This window comes from Nocardia sp. NPDC051052 (genome assembly GCF_044456045.1).
Classification (GTDB): Bacteria; Actinomycetota; Actinomycetes; order Mycobacteriales; family Mycobacteriaceae; genus Nocardia.
Genome location: NZ_JBITFL010000007.1, coordinates 25831 through 43014 on the forward strand (window position 1 = coordinate 25831; position 17184 = coordinate 43014).

A 17184-nucleotide genomic window follows, 5' to 3' on the forward strand; every position below is an offset into this window, starting at 1 on the left:
ACAACGGAGCCTCCATGAAGTTCGCAGGCAGAGCACACAAGCGGGCGGCTCCGGGGCGCTGCCGGCGGGAACCCTCACCCCGCTGCTGAACACCTTGCAAGCCAAACGAACTATCGCCGCGGACCTACCGCTATCCACCAAAGCCGACACCAAGAACAAGCGCTATCGCATCGCCGATCCCTATCTACGCTTTTGGCTGGCGTTCCTGCAGCGAGGCATTCCGCTCATCGAACGCGGGCGCGGCGATCTCGCCTTGGCCCGCATCGAACGGTCCTGGCCCGCATGGCGAGGACGCGCCGTCGAACCACTCATCCGGCAATCACTGCTGCGTCTACTGCCCAACGACCGATGGCCCGAAACCGAAGCGATCGGTGGCTGGTGGAACCGCCAGAACAACCCGGAAATCGACCTCATCGGCGCCGACCGCGAACCTGTCGCCACCGCCATCCAGTTCATCGGCTCCATCAAATGGCAAGACGACCGCAGCTTCGACCGCCACGACTACGACGCCCTCACCCGAACAATCCTGTCAGTGCCAGGCACCGATATCGGCACCCCACTCGTAGCCGTATCACGCTGCGGCGTGGTACCCGATCTGCCACTGGCAACGCACTGGGGCCCTGAAGATCTCGTCGACGCCTGGCGCTAGCCGAAGCAGTTTCCTTCGCCGCGGTAGGTGGGGACTGTTGTTCGGGTGCCGTCCGGCTCGACAAGGTGCAGCTTGTCGAAGCGCTCGCAGAGTTCGCCTGCTTTGGCGTGGCGGAACCATACTCGGTCGCCGATGCGGAGTTCCGCGGCGCCGGTGAGTGGGGTTTGCACCTCGCCAGTGCCTTCGGTACCTATCAGGCGTAAGCCGGTGGGCCACACCGGTTTCGGGACACGGGACGGGCCAGTGGGGCCGGAGGCGATGTAGCCGCCAGCGAAAACCGTTGCGATGGAAGGGGTTGGGCGGCGCAGTACCGAGGTGGCGAAAAAGAGGGCAGGCCTCGGCGTGAAGGACCGGTAGTGGTCGAAGAGGGTCGGCACGTACAGGCCGGAACCGGCGGTTACCTCGGTGACGTCCGGGTCGGCGACGCTGACCTCGATCGAACCGGAGCCGCCGCTGTTGACGATCTCCAGCTTGCCGGTGACCGAGCGGACGGCGTCGAGAACTCGCTTGCGGCGCTTGGTGATTTCCGCCGCGGAGGCTCGCTTCATCAGGCGCAGCGCGGCATTGGTGTCGGGCATTCCGGCGATCTGCGCCTCGTAGGTCATCACGCCGACCACCTCGAACTTGCGGCGCAACGCCGCCCCGGCCAGGGTGGCGGCCTGTTCCGGCGTGCGCACCGGAGAGCGGCGGACGCCGAGGTGGATCGGGCCGATCCGCAGGGAGGCGTCGACGTCGAGGCAGACCCGCGGGCGCACCAAGTCGCTGCCGATGGCGGCACGGATGAGGTCCAACTGAGCCACGTCGTCGATCATCAACGTGATGGAACGGAGCAGGGTCTCATCGCCGGCGAGTTCGGCCAGCGCGGTCCGGTCGACGGTCGGGTAGCCGAGCAGAATGTCGCGGGCGCCGCGACGGACCAGCCAGATGGCCTCGGCCAGGGAGTAGGACATGATGCCCGCGAAGCCGCCCGAGGCGGTGAGCTCGTCGCCGAGTACTTCTTCGAGGATGGCGCGACAGCGCACGGATTTGCTGGCGACCCGCACCGGGACACCGTTCGCGCGGCGCACCAGATCGGCGGCGTTCGCGCGCAATGCGGCCAGGTCGAGGGCGGCCAGGGGCGGATCCAGCTCGGCGGTGGCCGCGTGCAGCCCCGCGATCGGAGACGTCTCGCTCGTCGTGCTGCCCGAGGGCGCCGTGCTGATGGTTCGCTCGCTGCGCTCGCTCACGGATTCCACTCAACCATCAAACTGGTCAAACGTCCAGCATTTGCGGCTCCTCGTTTCCCGAGGTCACCGCGCACTCAGGGGGCCGCTAGAGCTCGGCGGCCCGGGTCGCCAGGCTGCTCACCAGATCGTCGAGCACCACCAGCATTGTTTCGTCATTGCAGTCGGCAAGCCAGCGCAACACGGTGCCTTGCAGCACCGAGACCGCGTAGGCCGCGATGGCGTCCACCGGCTCCAGCCACTGTGCGCCCGAACGATCGGCGCAGAGCTGCAGGAACGCGGCGACCTCGGTGTCCATCTCTCGGTAGGCCGCCGTCGCGGCCGGGTCGGCGATGCAGTCGGTCTGCGCTGCCCAACGCTGACGTAATGCCTGCAGTGTCGCCTCGTAGGCCTGGACCTGCTTGGCCGGTGCGGCCTTGACCAAAGGCCAGTACGCGCTCACGCCGGCATGCAGTAGCACCCGTAGTGCGCGCACACCTCCGTGGTCTAGTGACGCGGCCGCCTTTTCGACGGCCTCGCAGATGGTCGGCCGCAGCCGAACCACTGCGGTGTCTCCTCGTACGCTCAACGACGACTCCCTCGGCGAAAAGATCTCGCGCACCCTCGTCGGCGCGACTCGTCGAACATGGCGGGCACATCGCTGGAAAACCCAGGCTGCCCGGTCCAACGTTCATCAATGGTAGAGGGTTTCCGGGGTTTGAGAACAGGTTCAGTGGGTAATTCCAGACTGAAAGAATGTTTTGTTACCCAAACGGAATAGTGGGGGTACCACTCCGCCCTGCCCGGATTTCCCTCCCTGGGGGTCACTCTCAGCCCTGCCCGGCTGGAAAGCAGACCATCGTCCACTGTACGGGCGCGCTGGAACGCGCCCCGAATCCTGTGGCCGATCACACAGGTGAACCGCGCAAATCGGTCACCTACGCGCGGGCGGTTCGATCCGGGAACGCCACCCGCTCGACGCCCGCGGCCGGATAGCCTTGGTCGGTGACTCTCTCGCCGCCAGCCGATCAGTACCTCATCTCCGGCACCTTCAACTTCCGCGACCTGGGTGGACTGCGCACCGTCGACGGCGCGAAGATCCGTCCCGGCGTGCTGCTGCGCTCGGCGCAGCTGACCGGGCTCGATGAGGCGGGCCTGGCCACCCTGCGCGAACTGCGCGTCAGCGACGTGCACGACCTGCGCGGCGAGCGCGAGATCGACCATATCGGCCACGACCGGGTACCCGAGGGCGTCCGGGTGAACGTCACGCCGTTCGACGCCCGGATGGCCGAGGCGCCGCCGCACCACACCGACGCCAAGGGCGCGTTCACCCACATGCTCGAGGTCTACCGGATGTTCCCCGCGCTGCCCGAGGCGCACGCCGCGATCACCGCCCTCGCGCAATCGATCGCGCGCGGCGAGGGCGCGGTGCTGGTGCACTGCGCGGCGGGCAAGGACCGCACCGGCTGGGCCATCGCCACGCTGCTGCGCGCGGTCGGGGTGACCGAGGCCGACGTCAAGGCCGACTACCTGGAGAGCAACGGCGCCGTCCCGGCGCTTCGCGCCATGATGACGACGAAACTTCTCGGCGGCGAAGAACTCTCGATCGACCTGCTCGGCGTGCGCGAGGAATACCTCAGTACCGCTACCGCTTCGATGCACGAGTTGCACGGTGACGTGGACACCTACCTGACGAACGCGGGAATCACCCCGGACCTGCTTGCTCGGCTGCGCGAGCGAATGCTGGAGTGACGCAGGATCATTCGTGCTGGACCGGGCCGCGGCGCACCAGGCCGTCGGCATCGATGGTGACCTGATCGCCGGTGTGGAACCAGGTCCCGGTGAACCGGGCCGCGGTGGTCGTCGGGTCGTTCCAGTAGCGCGGGGAGACGTTCGGGCCGCGGCACAGCAGTTCGCCGTGGCCCGCCTGCGCGCGCGGCCCGCACAGCGCCAATTCCGTACCGCCGAAAGGGAATCCGAGCACGGCGTCGGCGTCGGCGGCCGACTCCGCGTCGTCGACGGCGAGGCCGATGCCGCTGGTTTCGGTGGCTCCCCAGATCGACCATTGCCGGGCGGCCGGGAACATCTCGCGCAGTTCGGCGGCCAGATCCGCGGGTGTGGCCGGGGCCGAGGCCCGCTCGCCCCGGTGCCCGGCCTTGCTGAGCCGCACAATGCGCTCGGTGCGCACACCGTCGTCGCGCAGCGCGGCGAGTTCGGGCAGCAGGCCCGCGAAGATCCGCGGCGTCGCCGACATCATGTCGATCCGTTCGGCCACAATGGCTTCCGCGAGTCCGCGACCGTCCCTGGCCAGCACAACGGTGCCGCCGACCGCCAAGGTCGGCAGCAGTTGGTCGACGCAGCCGCTGGCATGGGCGAGCGGCAGCAGCACCAGATTGCGCAGGCCGTCGGCAGGCAGATCGAGCGCGCAAACCACCGAACGTATTGCCGACAGCAGGTTTTCGTTGGTCAGCTCCACCCCCTTGGGCGCGGCGGTGGCGCTGAGCGGGGTGCCGCTGGTGTAGCTGAGCAAGGCCAGATCGCCCAGTGCCGCACCGTCATCGATATACGCGGCACCGTCGGGCAGTTCAGCACCGCGGGCGATCTCGCGACCGAGCACGAAATCCGCACTGCTGTCGGCGATCACCCGCTCGGCCACCGCGTCCGGTAAGCCGTCGTGCACCAGCACCGGTACCGCGCCGCTGAGCAGCGCGCCGAGAAACGCCTGCACCCAACGGACGCCCGCGGGCATATGTACGGCCACCCGATCGCCGTAGCCGATGCCGTGTTCCTGCAATCCGCCCGCGATGCGCGACGCGGAATGCCACAGCTCCCGGTAGGTCAGCCGGGGGCCGCCGATCTCGACCACGGCCTCGCGGGTGGAGAACGCGTGCACCTGCAGGTCGAGTAGTTCGGTGAGCGCCGGGGTGAGGTTGCCGTAGCGCAGCACGCCATCGGCCCCGCGCGCCAGCGGGTTAGCGCTGGCATACGGGCGGGTCAGGGGGTATTCGACGAGCAACTGCGACATTCGTCCTCCGCGCGCCTCGAGTCAGCAGGCACTGCGACTATATGACGCGAGTCACACTCTAGCCGGGAGAGGCGACGAACGTGTCCTGTCTGTCACCGGCCGGTGTAGGTCGCTTTCCCCGGCCCGACCTCGAGGAAGCTGCGCACCGCGCCTTTGAGGTCGGCGGTGTCGAACAGCGCGCCGGACACCTCGGGTGTCACCGAATCCGCGTGTGCCACACCGCCGGAGCGCCACGCTTCGATGATCTTCTTGGTCGCGGCATGCGCCACGGTCGGGCCCTCGGCCAGGCGATGCGCCAATTTCCTTGCGGCCGTGTCGACATCGTCGTGGACGGCGTTCACCACGCCCCACTCCGCCATGGTCGCCGCGTCGTACAGGTCACCGGTCATCACGAACTCGCGCGCCCGGCCCGAGCCCGCGCGTTCGGCCAGCCGCTGCGGGCCGCCCATCGACGGCGTCAGGCCGACCACGGTCTCCACCAGACCGAACTTCGCCTTCGGCGCGGCCAGAATGATGTCGCAGGCCAGCGCGATCTCGAAGGCCGCGGTGAGGGTGAGCCCGTGCGCGGCGAAGACGACCGGGCAGGGCAGCGCCTCGACCGGGTGGATGATCTGTGCGAACAGGGTCCGCCACAGTTCGGCGCCCTGCTCCACTGACAAGCCGTCGAAGACGTGCACGTCGACGCCGCCGGACACCAGCTTGCCCTCGGCGCGCAGCAGCAGCGCGCGCGGCGGGTTGGCCGACAGGTCGGCGAAGTCCTCGACCAGGGCGTCGAGCATGGCCTGGTCGAAGAGATTGAGCGGCGGATTGGCGAGCGTCAAGATCGCTACCTCCGCGCCGCCGTCGGTGATTTCGCGTTCCAGGCGGGTGGCCTTCGATTCAGTCATTCGGCCAGACTAGGTCCTCTGTCTGCAAGACTGTCCAAGTGACCGAGTCGGTGGAAAGTGGCTCCTACGTCGAGCCCGGCGAGTTCAAGCGGGACACCAACTACATCACCAGCCGGATCACGGCCGACGGCCGCGACGGTTATCCCGTCGAGCCGGGCCGCTACCGCCTGATCGCGGCGCGGGCCTGCCCGTGGGCGAACCGCACACTGATCGTGCGTCGCCTGCTCGGGCTGGAGGACGTGCTCTCGCTGGGCCTGTGCGGGCCGACGCACGACAAGCTCAGCTGGACCTTCGACCTCGATCCCGGCGGCGTCGACCCCGTCCTCGGCATCCCCCGGTTGCGTGACGCCTATCTGGCGCGGTTCCCGGACTATCCGCGCGGCATCACGGTGCCCGCGGTGGTGGAAGTGGCGACCGGCCAGGTGGTGACCAACGACTACGCGCAGATCACGCTGGATTTCGCCACCGAGTGGACCGAGTTCCATCGGCCGGGCGCGCCGCAGTTGTATCCCGAAGCGCTGCGCGCCGAGATCGACGAGGTGAACCTCGCGGTGTTCCGCGACGTCAACAACGGCGTCTACCGTTGCGGTTTCGCCGGATCGCAAGACGCCTACGAGGCCGCCTACGACCGGCTCTTCCACCGACTCGATTGGCTCTCGGAACGGCTTGCGGCGCAACGCTATCTGGTCGGCGACACCATCACCGAGGCCGACGTGCGACTGTTCACCACGCTGGCCCGTTTCGACCCGGTCTATCACGGCCACTTCAAGTGCAATCGATCCAAGCTGAGCGAGCTGCCGGTGCTGTGGGCATACGCTCGCGACCTCTTCCAGACACCCGGATTCGGCGACACCACCGACTTCGCGCAGATCAAGGAGCATTACTACGTGGTGCACCGCGACATCAACCCGACCGGGATCGTGCCGAAGGGGCCGGACCTGGCGAACTGGCTGACCCCGCACGGCCGAGAGTCGTTGGGCGGCCGCCCGTTCGGCGACGGCACCCCGCCGCCCCCGCCGGTCGAGGCCGAACGAGTGCCCGCCGCGCACCAACCGGGCTGATGGAACCGATCAGGCTGGGTACATCGTTGTCATGACGAGCTGAGGGTGGACGTACCACTACAGTTCAACCCAGCAGACCGGAAGAGGAGGGTGCCGCCGATGTTCAATGGCGCGTTCGAGAAGACGGTGGTCCAGCTACTCGATACGGGGTCTCGCCTGCAGGCCCCCGCGGTCGCCAAATACGTCGACCGAATCCGGCGCTCCCACCCGTCGGAAAGCCCCGCGCAGATCATCGAGCGCCTGGAGAACCAGTACCTGCTCGCGGTGACCGGTAGCGGCAGTGCCGTCGGCGCGACGGCGGCGGTGCCCGGCGTCGGCACGGTCGCGGCCATCGCCGCGGTCAGCGCGGAGACCACCTTCTTCATGGAAGCCTCGGCGGTGTTCACCCTCGCGGTGGCCGCGGTGCACGGCATCTCGCCGGAGGACAAGGAGCAGCGCCGGGCGCTGGTGCTCGCCGTCGTGCTCGGCGAGGGCGGCATGGACATCGTGCAGAAGACCGTCGGCACCTCGGCGAAGAACTGGGGCACGGTGTTCGCCAACCGTATCCCCGGGCTCTCGTCGATGAACGACTCGCTGCTCAAACGGTTCATCGTCCGCTTCATCACCCGGCGTGCGGCCCTGATGGCGGGCAAGATCGTGCCCGCGGGCATCGGCGCGGTGATCGGCGGCGTCGGCAACCGGGCGATGGGCAAGACCACGATCAAGAACGCGCGCGCGGCCTTCGGTCCCGCGCCGGTGATCTGGCCGGCCGACCGGCACCTCATCGTCGACGCCGATCCGCTCACCGCGATCGACCCGACGAAGCCGCAATCACCCACCAAGCCGTCGTGACCGAGCGCAGCGAGGGAACCATGAACGCAGCACCATCAGGCGCAGTGGAACCGAGCGCCAGCGAGGTGGAGCTGTGACTGCGGTGTCTGCGCTCGCCTTCTCCGTCCGCGGTCTGACCAAGCGCTACGGTCTGGTTTCCGCCGTCGAGAACGTGAGTTTCACCGTCGCGTCCGGCACCACCGCCGCCCTGGTCGGGCCGCAGGGTGCGGGCAAAACCACCATTGTCAGAACGCTGCTCGGGCTGCTTGAACCGACCTCAGGGACGGCGGCGGTCGGCGGGCCAGGGGCGGGTCGGGCCCGCGGCGACGCGGATCGCTACGTCAGCTCGGCCCGGGTCATCGGCGGGGTGCTCGCGCCGCGCGGACTGCAACCCGGCCGGACCGCACGCGACCATCTGCGGATCTACGCGGCCGCGGTCGACGTGCCGGACGGGCGCGTCGAGGAGGTGCTCGACCTCGTCGGGCTCGGCGAGGCGGCCGGATCGAAGGGCGGTGCGCTCTCGGCCGGGCAGCAGACGCGGCTGGCGTTGGCCACCGCGCTGCTCGGCGATCCGCCGTTGCTGATCCTGGACGAGCCGATGGACGGCCTCGAGGCCGCGGAACGTGGTTGGCTGCAAGACTTTCTGCGCAGGCATACCAAGCGCGGTGGTAGCGCGCTGGTGACCAGCGAGAGCCTCGCCGCAGTGCTGCCCGGTGCGGACAGCGTGATCGTGCTGAGCGAGGGCGCGGTGGTGTATCAGGGCAGTCCGGCTCGGTTGCGTCGCGGCCATCCCGATCGGCTCGTTGTCGCCGCGTCCACCCCGATCGCGCTGGCCACCACGCTGGCCGCGCGCGGGTTCACCGACGCGGTGATCCGGCCGGACGGGCGGCTCGCGGTGGCCGAGGCGACCGAAGCCGATATCCGGGACGCTGCCACCGCGGCGCAGGTGCGGCTGGACAGCATCATCCCCGACCTGATCCATCCCGACCGGGTGCTCGCCTCGCTCACCAAACCCCCGACCCCGACGGTCTCGCCCTACCCCGGCCTGGCCGGAGCGGCGCAGCATCCGACGCCGACGCCGTACGGAATTCCACGATGATCACGATTGTGCCCCCGGACCTGGTGCCTTCTCTGAACTCCGAGGTTCGCAAGGTCACCACGCTGCCGCTCAACCGGATCCTCGCCGGAGTGCCGGTGGCGGTCGCGCTGCTCGCCTGCCTCGCGAGCGGGCTGCTGGCAGGCAAGACCGATCCGAAAAGCGAACCCGCCACCGGCGCCGCGACGATCGGCCTGTACGTCGGTCTCGCGCTGGTGGTGCTGGCGGCGGCGGTGTTCGGCGCGGTCGGCAGCGGGGGCGAGTACCGACATCAGACCATGCCGGTGACCGCACTGTTCACCGCCGACCGCGATCGGCTCACCGCCGCGAAGCTGCTGGTCACCGGAGTATTCGCGCTGGCCGCCGCGCTCGCGGTGGAGGTGGTCGCCGTCGTCGCGCTCTTCGCTTTCGGCCGAGGCAAATTCGACTTCGGCATCAACCTGGCATCGGTGCTCGGCGGCGGACTGTTCGCCGCGGTCTGCTGGTCGCTGATCGGTGCCGGACTCGGCCTGCTGCTGCGTTCGTCCTCGACCGCGATCGTGGTCGTGCTCGGCTGGCTGGTCATCGCCGAGCCCCTGCTCTGGCTGATCGCCAACGGCGTCGGCGCCACCGGCCTCGTCTCCCTGTTCCCCGGCTCGGCCACCCTCAGCACCGTCATGGTCGGCTCGTACGAGGACAGCGACTTCCTCGCCCCCACCCCCGCCGCCGTCGTGGTTCTGCTGCTGTGGACCATCGGCATCGGCGCCGCGGGCTGGTGGAACCTGCGCCGCCTCGATCTCTGAACCCCCTCCGGGAACAAATTACGTGTCGGTGAGCGTCGTTACCGTGGATGGTTATGGGCGGCGTTGTCGAAGCGAGCACACCCACCGCGTCGCCTGAGCGCGACGCGGGCGGTCCCGGCTGGATTCGCCGGCTGTGGGCCGAAAGCCGGTCGCACAGGGGCACGCTGGCGGGGCTGAGCGCGGCCGTGCTGGCGGGCGCGGTGGTGGAGATCGCCGGACCGCTGCTGACGAAGCGCGCCGTCGACGCCGCGGGGATCGGCGAGACCGGCGTCATCGCGGTGGTCGCCGTGCTGCTGCTATTGCTGGCGCTCGGCCGATTCGCGGCGGGCTTCGGGCGACGGCTGCTCGCGGGCAAGCTGTCGCTGGACGTGCAGCACTCGCTGCGGGTGGATCTGCTCGGATCGCTGCAACGGCTGGACGGGGCGGGCCAGGACGCGATCCGGACCGGGCAGGTGGTGTCGCGGTCGATCACCGACCTCCAGTTGGTGCAGGGCTTGCTGGCGATGGTGCCGCTGTCGGGGATGGCGGTGCTGGAGTTCCTACTCGCCGCGGTGGTGATGATGTGGTTGTCGCCGCCGCTCGCGGTGCTCGCGCTGCTGGTGGTGCCCGCGATCGCGGTGGTGGTCTTCCGAGTTCGGCCGCGGTTGTACGCGGCCACCTGGTCGGCGCAGCAGCGCGCGGCCGATGTCGCGCAGCACGTCGAGGAGACCGTCACCGGCGTGCGCGTGGTGAAGGGGTTCGGGCAGGAGGCCCGGATGGTGGACGTGCTCGAAAAGCACAGTCGCACCCTGTATTCCGAACGAATGCGCGCGGCCGTGGTCGACTCGCGGTTCGCGCCGACGGTGGCCGCCATTCCGCAGCTCGGCATGGTCGGCGTCATCGTGCTCGGTGGCCTACTCGCGCTGCACGGGACGATCGGGATCGGCACCTTCGTCGCGTTCGCCGCCTATGTCGCGACGATGACCGCGACGGCGCGGATCATGGCGGGTGCGCTGGTGCTCGCGCAGCTGACCCGCGCCGCCGCCGAACGCGTGTACCAGGTGATCGACACCGCGCCGCTGGTCACCGATCCGCCCGAACCCAAGCCACTGCCCTCGGGGCCGCTCGGCATCGAGATCGATGCGGTCACTTTCGGATTCGACCCGGAACAGCCGGTGCTGCGGGAGCTGGATCTCACCGTGCGCCCCGGCGAGACGGTGGCGATCATCGGGCCGGCGGGCTCCGGGAAGACCACGCTCTCGCTGCTGCTCCCCCGCTTCTACGCTCCCGACGCGGGCACTATTCGCCTGTTCGGCACCGACGACTCGGCCGAGCGGGTCGACATCGCGGAGGTGCGCGCCGCCGAACTCCGCGGTGCGATCGGCGTGGTGTTCGACGACCCGTTCTTGTTCTCCGACACCATCGCGGCCAATATCGCGATCGGCCGTCCGGAGGCCACCGACGCCGAGATCCGGCGGGCCGCGAAGTCCGCCGCGGCCGACGACTTCATCGGCGAACTCCCCGACGGCTACGACACCGTCGTCGGCGAGCGCGGGCTGACGCTGTCCGGCGGGCAACGCCAGCGCATCGCGCTGGCCAGGGCGCTGCTCGCGCAGCCGCGCATTCTGGTGCTGGACGACGCGACCTCGGCGGTGGACGCGATCACCGAGGCCGCGATCTTCGGCACGCTGTCCGACCAGGCCGGGCGCACCACGCTGATCCTGGCGCATCGCGAATCGACACTCGCGCACGCCGATCGGGTCATCCGGCTACCCGCGCCGCTGGGCGCGCACCTGCCCGCGCACCGCGCGACCGCCGCGATCCCCACCACCGTCGCCAACGGCAGTGCGGGCCGCACCTCCGCCGCGGCGGCGGCGGATCTCACCGAAACCCCAGAGCTGCGCCGGAATATCGCGCTACTGCCGCCCGCCACCGAGCAGCCGAAGCTGGACGACCAACGGCTGCGACAGTCCGATCCGGAGTTCCGGCTGACCAGGCTGTTGCGACCGGTGCGCACGCTGGTGATCGCCGCGATCGCGCTGCTACTGCTGGACGCGCTGGTCGGGGTGGCCTTCCCGCCGATCGTGCGATTCGCCATCGACACCGGAGTCGGTCGCGACGATGCCGGTGCGCTCGGCCTGGCCGCCGGGCTCGGCCTCCTGCTTGTCGCCGCGGGCTGGCTGGTCGGCGCGGCGAACACCCTGGTCACCGCTCGAACCGGCGAGCGAGTGCTGTACGGCCTGCGCATCCGTAGCTACGCGCACCTGCAGCGGCTCGGGCTCGACTACTACGAGCGGGAACTGTCCGGCCGGATCATGACGCGGATGACCACCGATCTCGACTCGCTGTCCACGTTCCTGCAGACCGGGCTGGCGACCACCCTGATCGGCGGGCTGACCTTCGTCGGAATCGCGGTGGCGCTGTTGGTGATCGACGTCTCGCTGGCCCTGGTGGTGCTGGCCACGCTGCCGCCGCTGTTCCTGGCGACGGCGCTGTTCCGCCGCTTCGCGTCCACCGCGTACACCGTGTCCAGGGAGAACGTCTCCACGGTGAACGCCCACTTCCAGGAGAACGTCGCCGGACTGCGTGCGGTGCAGGCCAATCGACACGAGCCCGTCGCGGCCCGCCGCTTCGCCGAATACTCCGATCGATATCGGCGCAGCCGGATGCGCGCCCAGGCCTCCATCGCGCTGTACTTCCCGTTCGTCACCGCCTGGTCGGGTGTGTCGTTGGCCGCGGTGGTCTTCGTCGGCGCGCGCGAGGTGGCCGCCGGTACGACCACGGCGGGCACGCTGGTCGCATTCGTGTTGTATCTGGAATTGCTGTTCGCGCCGGTGCTCGCGCTGTCGCAGGTGTTCGACGGATATCAGCAGGCGCGTGTCGGGCTGCGCCGGATCGGCGAGCTGCTGCGCACGCCGTCGGCGATCGCGAACGATCGAGCCGACGCCGTCCCGATCGAGCAACGGCTGCGCGGCGAGGTCGTCCTCGACGACGTGCGCTTCCACTACCCCGGGGTCGAGGCGCTCGCTCTGGACAACGTCTCGCTGAGGATTCCCGCGGGCAGCACCCTCGCCCTCGTCGGCCCGACCGGCGCAGGCAAGTCGACCATCGTCAAATTGCTGGCCCGCCTCTACGACCTGCCCGCCGACGGCACCGGCGCGATCCTGGTCGACGACACCGATATCCGTGATTACCGTCTCACCGACTACCGCGCCCGCCTCGGCATCGTGCCGCAGGAAGCGCACCTCTTCAGCGGCGACGTCGCCGGCAATATCGCCTTCGGAAAACCGTCCGCCACCGCCGCCGATATCGCCGAAGCCGCAGCTGCGGTCGGTGCGAGCGGCATGATCGCCGCGCTCCCGCAGGGCATGCGCCAGCCGGTCGGCGAGCGTGGTCGCGGCCTGTCCGCGGGTCAGCGGCAGCTCATCGCGCTGGCCCGCGCCGAGCTGGTTCGCCCCGACTTGCTGCTGCTCGACGAAGCCACGGCTACCCTCGACCCGGACGCCGAGGCGTCGGTGCTTGCCGCGAGTCGTTCGCTGACCCGCGGCCGGACCACCGTCCTCGTCGCTCACCGGCTCGGTACGGCGGCGCGAGCCGATCGGATCGCCGTCGTCGAGCACGGCCGGATCGCCGAAATCGGCACCCACGTCGAACTGCTCGCCGCGGGCGGACCGTATTCCAGACTGTGGTCAGCGGCACGTGAAACCGGGGGAATATTCTCGGTGACAGACAAGTCGTCCTTTATGAGGTGAGGTTTGCCGGGTGGTCAGTCGCTCCGTCGGTTTGCTGCTGGGCCTATCCTCAGATAGGGCGCATCGGCGCACATCCGCTGATGCTGGCCTTTTCGAGCGACTTGCAAGCAGTCGCTACGCAGTGCCGGGCACGTCACAAACGTCGCAGCGCGAAGAACGAAATGAGGCGAACACCTGCTGTGAGCAGCTCAACTTCCCAGTTCGGACAGAACCAGTGGCTAGTCGATGAGATGTATCAGAAGTTCAAGCAAGATCCATCTTCGGTCGATGAGAGTTGGCACGAGTTCCTCGCCGATTACACGCCCGAAACCACGGGTGATTCCGGTAACAGCTCGGCCGCTCCGGCCGCTCCCGCGCAGGCGCCGACCCCGGCTCCGGCACCCGCGTCGGTGAACTCGGCCCCCAAGGCGAATGCGGCGCCCAAGGCCGCCGCGCCCGCACCGGCCAAGCCCGCGGCCCCCGCGCAGGCCCCGGCGAAGGCCACCGCGCGCACGCCGCAGACCACCCCGGCGCCCACCTCCAACGCGGCGCCCACCTCCGGCGCCCCGAAGACGGAGACCGTGGCCGACGAGGCCAAGGTGCTGCGTGGTGCCGCGGCCGCGGTCGCCAAGAACATGGCCGCGTCGCTGACCATCCCGACCGCGACCAGCGTTCGCGCCATCCCGGCGAAGCTGATGATCGACAACCGGCTGGTCATCAACAACCACCTGGCCCGCACCCGCGGCGGCAAGATCTCGTTCACCCACCTGCTCGGTTTCGCGATCGTCAAGGCGGTCAACGCGTTCCCGAACATGAACCGGCACTTCGCCGAGATCGACGGCAAGCCGAACGCGATCACCCCCGCGCACACCAACCTCGGCCTCGCCATCGACCTGCCCGGCAAGGACGGCAACCGTTCGCTGGTCGTCGCGGCTATCAAGGGCACCGAGGCGATGACCTTCGGCCAGTTCCACACCGCCTACGAGGACATCGTCCGCCGCGCCCGCGACGGCAAGCTGACCTCCGACGATTTCGCCGGCGTCACCATCTCGCTGACCAACCCCGGCACCATCGGCACGGTGCACTCGGTGCCCCGCCTCATGCCGGCCCAGGGCGCCATCATCGGCGCGGGCGCGATGGAGTACCCGGCCGAGTTCCAGGGCATGAGCGACGAGCGCATCGCCGATATCGGTGTCGGCAAGCTGATGACGCTCACCTCCACCTACGATCACCGCATCATCCAGGGCGCGGAGTCCGGCGACTTCCTGCGCACCATCCACCAGATGCTGATCTCCGACGAGTTCTACGACGAGATCTTCCACGGCCTCGGCGTGCCGTACGAGCCAGTGCGCTGGCGCAAGGACATTCGCGAACGCGGCGTCGACAAGAGCACCAGGGTGCTCGAGATGATCGCCGCCTACCGCAACCGCGGCCACCTGATGGCCGACACCGACCCGCTGCGGCTGGTCAAGGAGAAGTTCCGCAGCCACCCGGATCTCGACGTCACCCAGCACGGCCTGACGCTGTGGGACCTGGACCGCACCTTCAATGTCGGCGGCTTCCACGGCCAGGAGCAGATGAAGCTGCGCGAGGTCCTCTCGGTCCTGCGCGACGCCTACTGCCGCCACGTCGGTGTCGAGTACACCCACATCCTGGAGACCGAGCAGCTGCAGTGGATCCAGGAGCGGGTCGAGCAGAAGCACGTCAAACCGACTGTCGCACAGCAGAAGTACATCCTGAACCGGCTCAACGCGGCGGAGGCCTTCGAGACCTTCCTGCAGACCAAGTACGTCGGGCAGAAGCGCTTCTCGCTGGAAGGCGCCGAGGCCGTCATCCCGATGATGGACGCGACCATCGACCAGTGCGCCGAGCACTCGCTCGACGAGGTCATCATCGGCATGCCGCACCGTGGCCGGCTGAACGTGCTCGCCAACATCGTCGGCAAGCCGTACTCGAAGATCTTCACCGAGTTCGAGGGCAACATGAACCCGGCCGGGGCACACGGCTCCGGCGACGTGAAGTACCACCTCGGCGCGCACGGCACCTACCTGCAGATGTTCGGCGACAACGAGATCGAGGTCTCGCTCACCGCCAACCCGTCGCACCTGGAGGCGGTCGACCCGGTCCTCGAGGGCCTGGTTCGCGCCAAACAGGACCTGCTCGACAAGGGCGACGGCCCCGAGGGTTACTCGGTGATGCCGCTCATGCTGCACGGTGACGCCGCGTTCGCGGGTCAGGGTGTGGTCGCCGAGACGCTCAACATGTCGGGTCTGCGCGGTTACCGCGTCGGCGGCACCATCCACATCGTGGTGAACAACCAGATCGGCTTCACCACCTCGCCGGAGAACAGCCGCTCCACCGAATACTCCACCGACATCGCGAAGTTCATCGGCGCGCCGATCTTCCACGTGAACGGCGACGACCCGGAAGCCTGCGACTGGGTGGCCCGCCTCGCGGTCGACTTCCGGCAGAAGTTCCGCAAGGACGTCGTGATCGACATGGTCTGCTACCGGCGCCGTGGCCACAACGAGGGCGACGACCCGTCGATGACCCAGCCGTCGATGTACGACGTCATCGACACCAAGCGCTCGGTGCGTAAGGCCTACACCGAGAGCCTGATCGGTCGTGGCGACATCTCGCTGAAAGAGGCCGAGGACGCGCTGCGCGACTACCAGGGTCAGCTGGAGCGGGTGTTCAACGAGGTCCGCGAGCTGGAGAAGTACACGCCGGAGCCGAGCGAGTCCGTCGAGGACGACCAGAAGGTGCCGACCACCGTGCAGACGGCCGTGGACAAGGCGGTGCTGCAGCGGATCGGCGACGCCTTCCTGCACGTGCCCGACGGCTTCAACGTGCACCCGCGCGTCAAGCCGGTGCTGGAGAAGCGCCGCGAGATGGCCTACGAGGGCAAGGTCGACTGGGCCTTCGCCGAGCTGATGGCCTTCGGCACGCTGATCGACGAGGGCCGCGCGGTGCGCCTGACCGGTCAGGACTCGCGCCGCGGCACCTTCACCCAGCGGCACTCGGTGATCATCGACCGCAAGACGGCCGAGGAGTACACCCCGCTGCACAACATCGGCAGCACCAACCCCGGTTGGTTCGCGGTGCACGATTCGGCGCTGAGCGAATATGCCGCCGTCGGCTTCGAGTACGGCTACTCGCTGGGCAACCCGAACGCACTTGTGTTGTGGGAGGCGCAGTTCGGTGACTTCGTCAACGGCGCGCAGTCCATCATCGACGAGTTCATCTCCTCCGGTGAGGCCAAGTGGGGTCAGCTCTCCGACGTCGTGCTGCTGCTGCCGCACGGCCACGAGGGTCAGGGTCCGGACCACACCTCCGGCCGCATCGAGCGCTTCCTGCAGTTGTGTGCCGAGGGCTCGATGACGGTCGCCGTGCCGTCCACCCCGGCGAACTACTTCCACCTGCTGCGCCGCCACGCATTGGACGGCATCCGTCGCCCGATGATCGTCTTCACCCCGAAGTCGATGCTGCGCAACAAGGCCGTCGTGTCGGATCTGAAGGACTTCACCGAGAGCAAGTTCCGCTCGGTGTTCGACGAGCCCTCCTACGAGCAGGGCATCGGCGACCGCAGCAAGGTCAAACGGGTCCTGATGACCAGCGGCAAGCTCTACTACGAGCTGGCCGCCGAGAAGGCCAAGCAGAAGCGCGAGGACGTCGCGATCGTGCGGATCGAGCAGCTCTACCCGCTGCCCACCTACCGCCTGAACGAGTCCCTCGACCGCTACCCCAACGCGACCGACATCGCGTGGGTCCAGGAGGAACCGGCCAACCAGGGCGCCTGGCCCTTCTTCGGCCTCAACCTCCCCGAGGTCCTGCCCGACCGCCTCGGCAAACTGCGCCGCATCTCCCGCCGCGCCATGTCGGCCCCCTCCTCGGGTTCCAGCAAGGTACACGCGGTGGAACAGGCAGAGATCGTAGCCGAAGCCTTCGAACCAACCACCTAG

12 protein-coding genes are annotated in these 17184 nt (G+C 68.7%); 8 read left to right on the forward strand and 4 right to left on the reverse strand.

The genetic code is table 11. The features are described from left to right. The first annotated feature begins 94 nt into the window (after positions 1–94). A complete protein-coding gene (locus ACIBCN_RS24465) occupies positions 95–649 on the forward strand; it encodes a DUF234 domain-containing protein (RefSeq protein ID WP_396993974.1) in 555 nt (184 codons plus the stop codon). Here the strand turns inward: ACIBCN_RS24465 and ACIBCN_RS24470 are convergent. Together ACIBCN_RS24470 and ACIBCN_RS24475 are read right to left on the reverse strand one after the other, a co-directional pair. Then, positions 646–1851, reverse strand: a complete 1206-nt coding sequence (locus ACIBCN_RS24470) for an amino acid deaminase/aldolase (RefSeq protein WP_396994371.1) — start codon at positions 1849–1851, stop codon at positions 646–648. The genes ACIBCN_RS24465 and ACIBCN_RS24470 overlap by 4 nt on opposite strands. A gap of 109 nt (positions 1852–1960) precedes the next feature. Further along, on the reverse strand, positions 1961–2440 hold the full coding sequence (locus ACIBCN_RS24475; protein ID WP_396993975.1) for a TetR family transcriptional regulator: 480 nt from the start codon (positions 2438–2440) through the stop codon (positions 1961–1963). A 416-nt stretch (positions 2441–2856) separates the two neighbouring features. Between ACIBCN_RS24475 and ACIBCN_RS24480 the strand changes: the two genes are divergently transcribed. After that, positions 2857–3603, forward strand: a complete 747-nt coding sequence (locus tag ACIBCN_RS24480; protein WP_396993976.1) for a tyrosine-protein phosphatase — start codon at positions 2857–2859, stop codon at positions 3601–3603. Between the two features lie 7 nt (positions 3604–3610). On the opposite strand, the gene ACIBCN_RS24485 is transcribed toward ACIBCN_RS24480, so the two are convergent. Together ACIBCN_RS24485 and ACIBCN_RS24490 are read right to left on the reverse strand one after the other, a co-directional pair. Continuing rightward, positions 3611–4876 (reverse strand): class I adenylate-forming enzyme family protein, encoded by a 1266-nt coding sequence (locus tag ACIBCN_RS24485; protein ID WP_396993977.1) that lies wholly within the window; start codon positions 4874–4876, stop codon positions 3611–3613. Between the two features lie 92 nt (positions 4877–4968). After that, complete coding sequence (locus ACIBCN_RS24490) at positions 4969–5763, reverse strand: enoyl-CoA hydratase/isomerase family protein (protein WP_396993978.1); 795 nt, start codon at positions 5761–5763, stop codon at positions 4969–4971. A gap of 38 nt (positions 5764–5801) precedes the next feature. On the opposite strand from ACIBCN_RS24490, the gene ACIBCN_RS24495 reads away from it, so the two are divergent. The 6 genes from ACIBCN_RS24495 (at position 5802) to ACIBCN_RS24520 (ending at position 17184) form a co-directional block, all read left to right on the forward strand. Next, positions 5802–6824, forward strand: coding sequence for a glutathione S-transferase family protein (locus ACIBCN_RS24495; protein WP_396993979.1), 1023 nt, complete (start codon positions 5802–5804; stop codon positions 6822–6824). Positions 6825–6923: 99 nt separating this feature from the next. After that, positions 6924–7655: a hypothetical protein gene (locus ACIBCN_RS24500; RefSeq protein WP_396993980.1), complete on the forward strand. Its 732-nt coding sequence runs from the start codon at positions 6924–6926 to the stop codon at positions 7653–7655. 73 nt (positions 7656–7728) lie between these two features. After that, complete coding sequence (locus tag ACIBCN_RS24505; RefSeq protein WP_396993981.1) at positions 7729–8733, forward strand: ABC transporter ATP-binding protein; 1005 nt, start codon at positions 7729–7731, stop codon at positions 8731–8733. Next, on the forward strand, positions 8730–9512 hold the full coding sequence (locus tag ACIBCN_RS24510) for an ABC transporter permease (protein WP_396993982.1): 783 nt from the start codon (positions 8730–8732) through the stop codon (positions 9510–9512). Before ACIBCN_RS24505 ends, ACIBCN_RS24510 begins: the two co-directional genes overlap by 4 nt. Positions 9513–9565: 53 nt before the next feature. Further along, positions 9566–13243, forward strand: a complete 3678-nt coding sequence (locus ACIBCN_RS24515; protein ID WP_396993983.1) for an ABC transporter ATP-binding protein — start codon at positions 9566–9568, stop codon at positions 13241–13243. Between the two features lie 161 nt (positions 13244–13404). Continuing rightward, positions 13405–17184, forward strand: coding sequence for a multifunctional oxoglutarate decarboxylase/oxoglutarate dehydrogenase thiamine pyrophosphate-binding subunit/dihydrolipoyllysine-residue succinyltransferase subunit (locus ACIBCN_RS24520; protein WP_396993984.1), 3780 nt, complete (start codon positions 13405–13407; stop codon positions 17182–17184).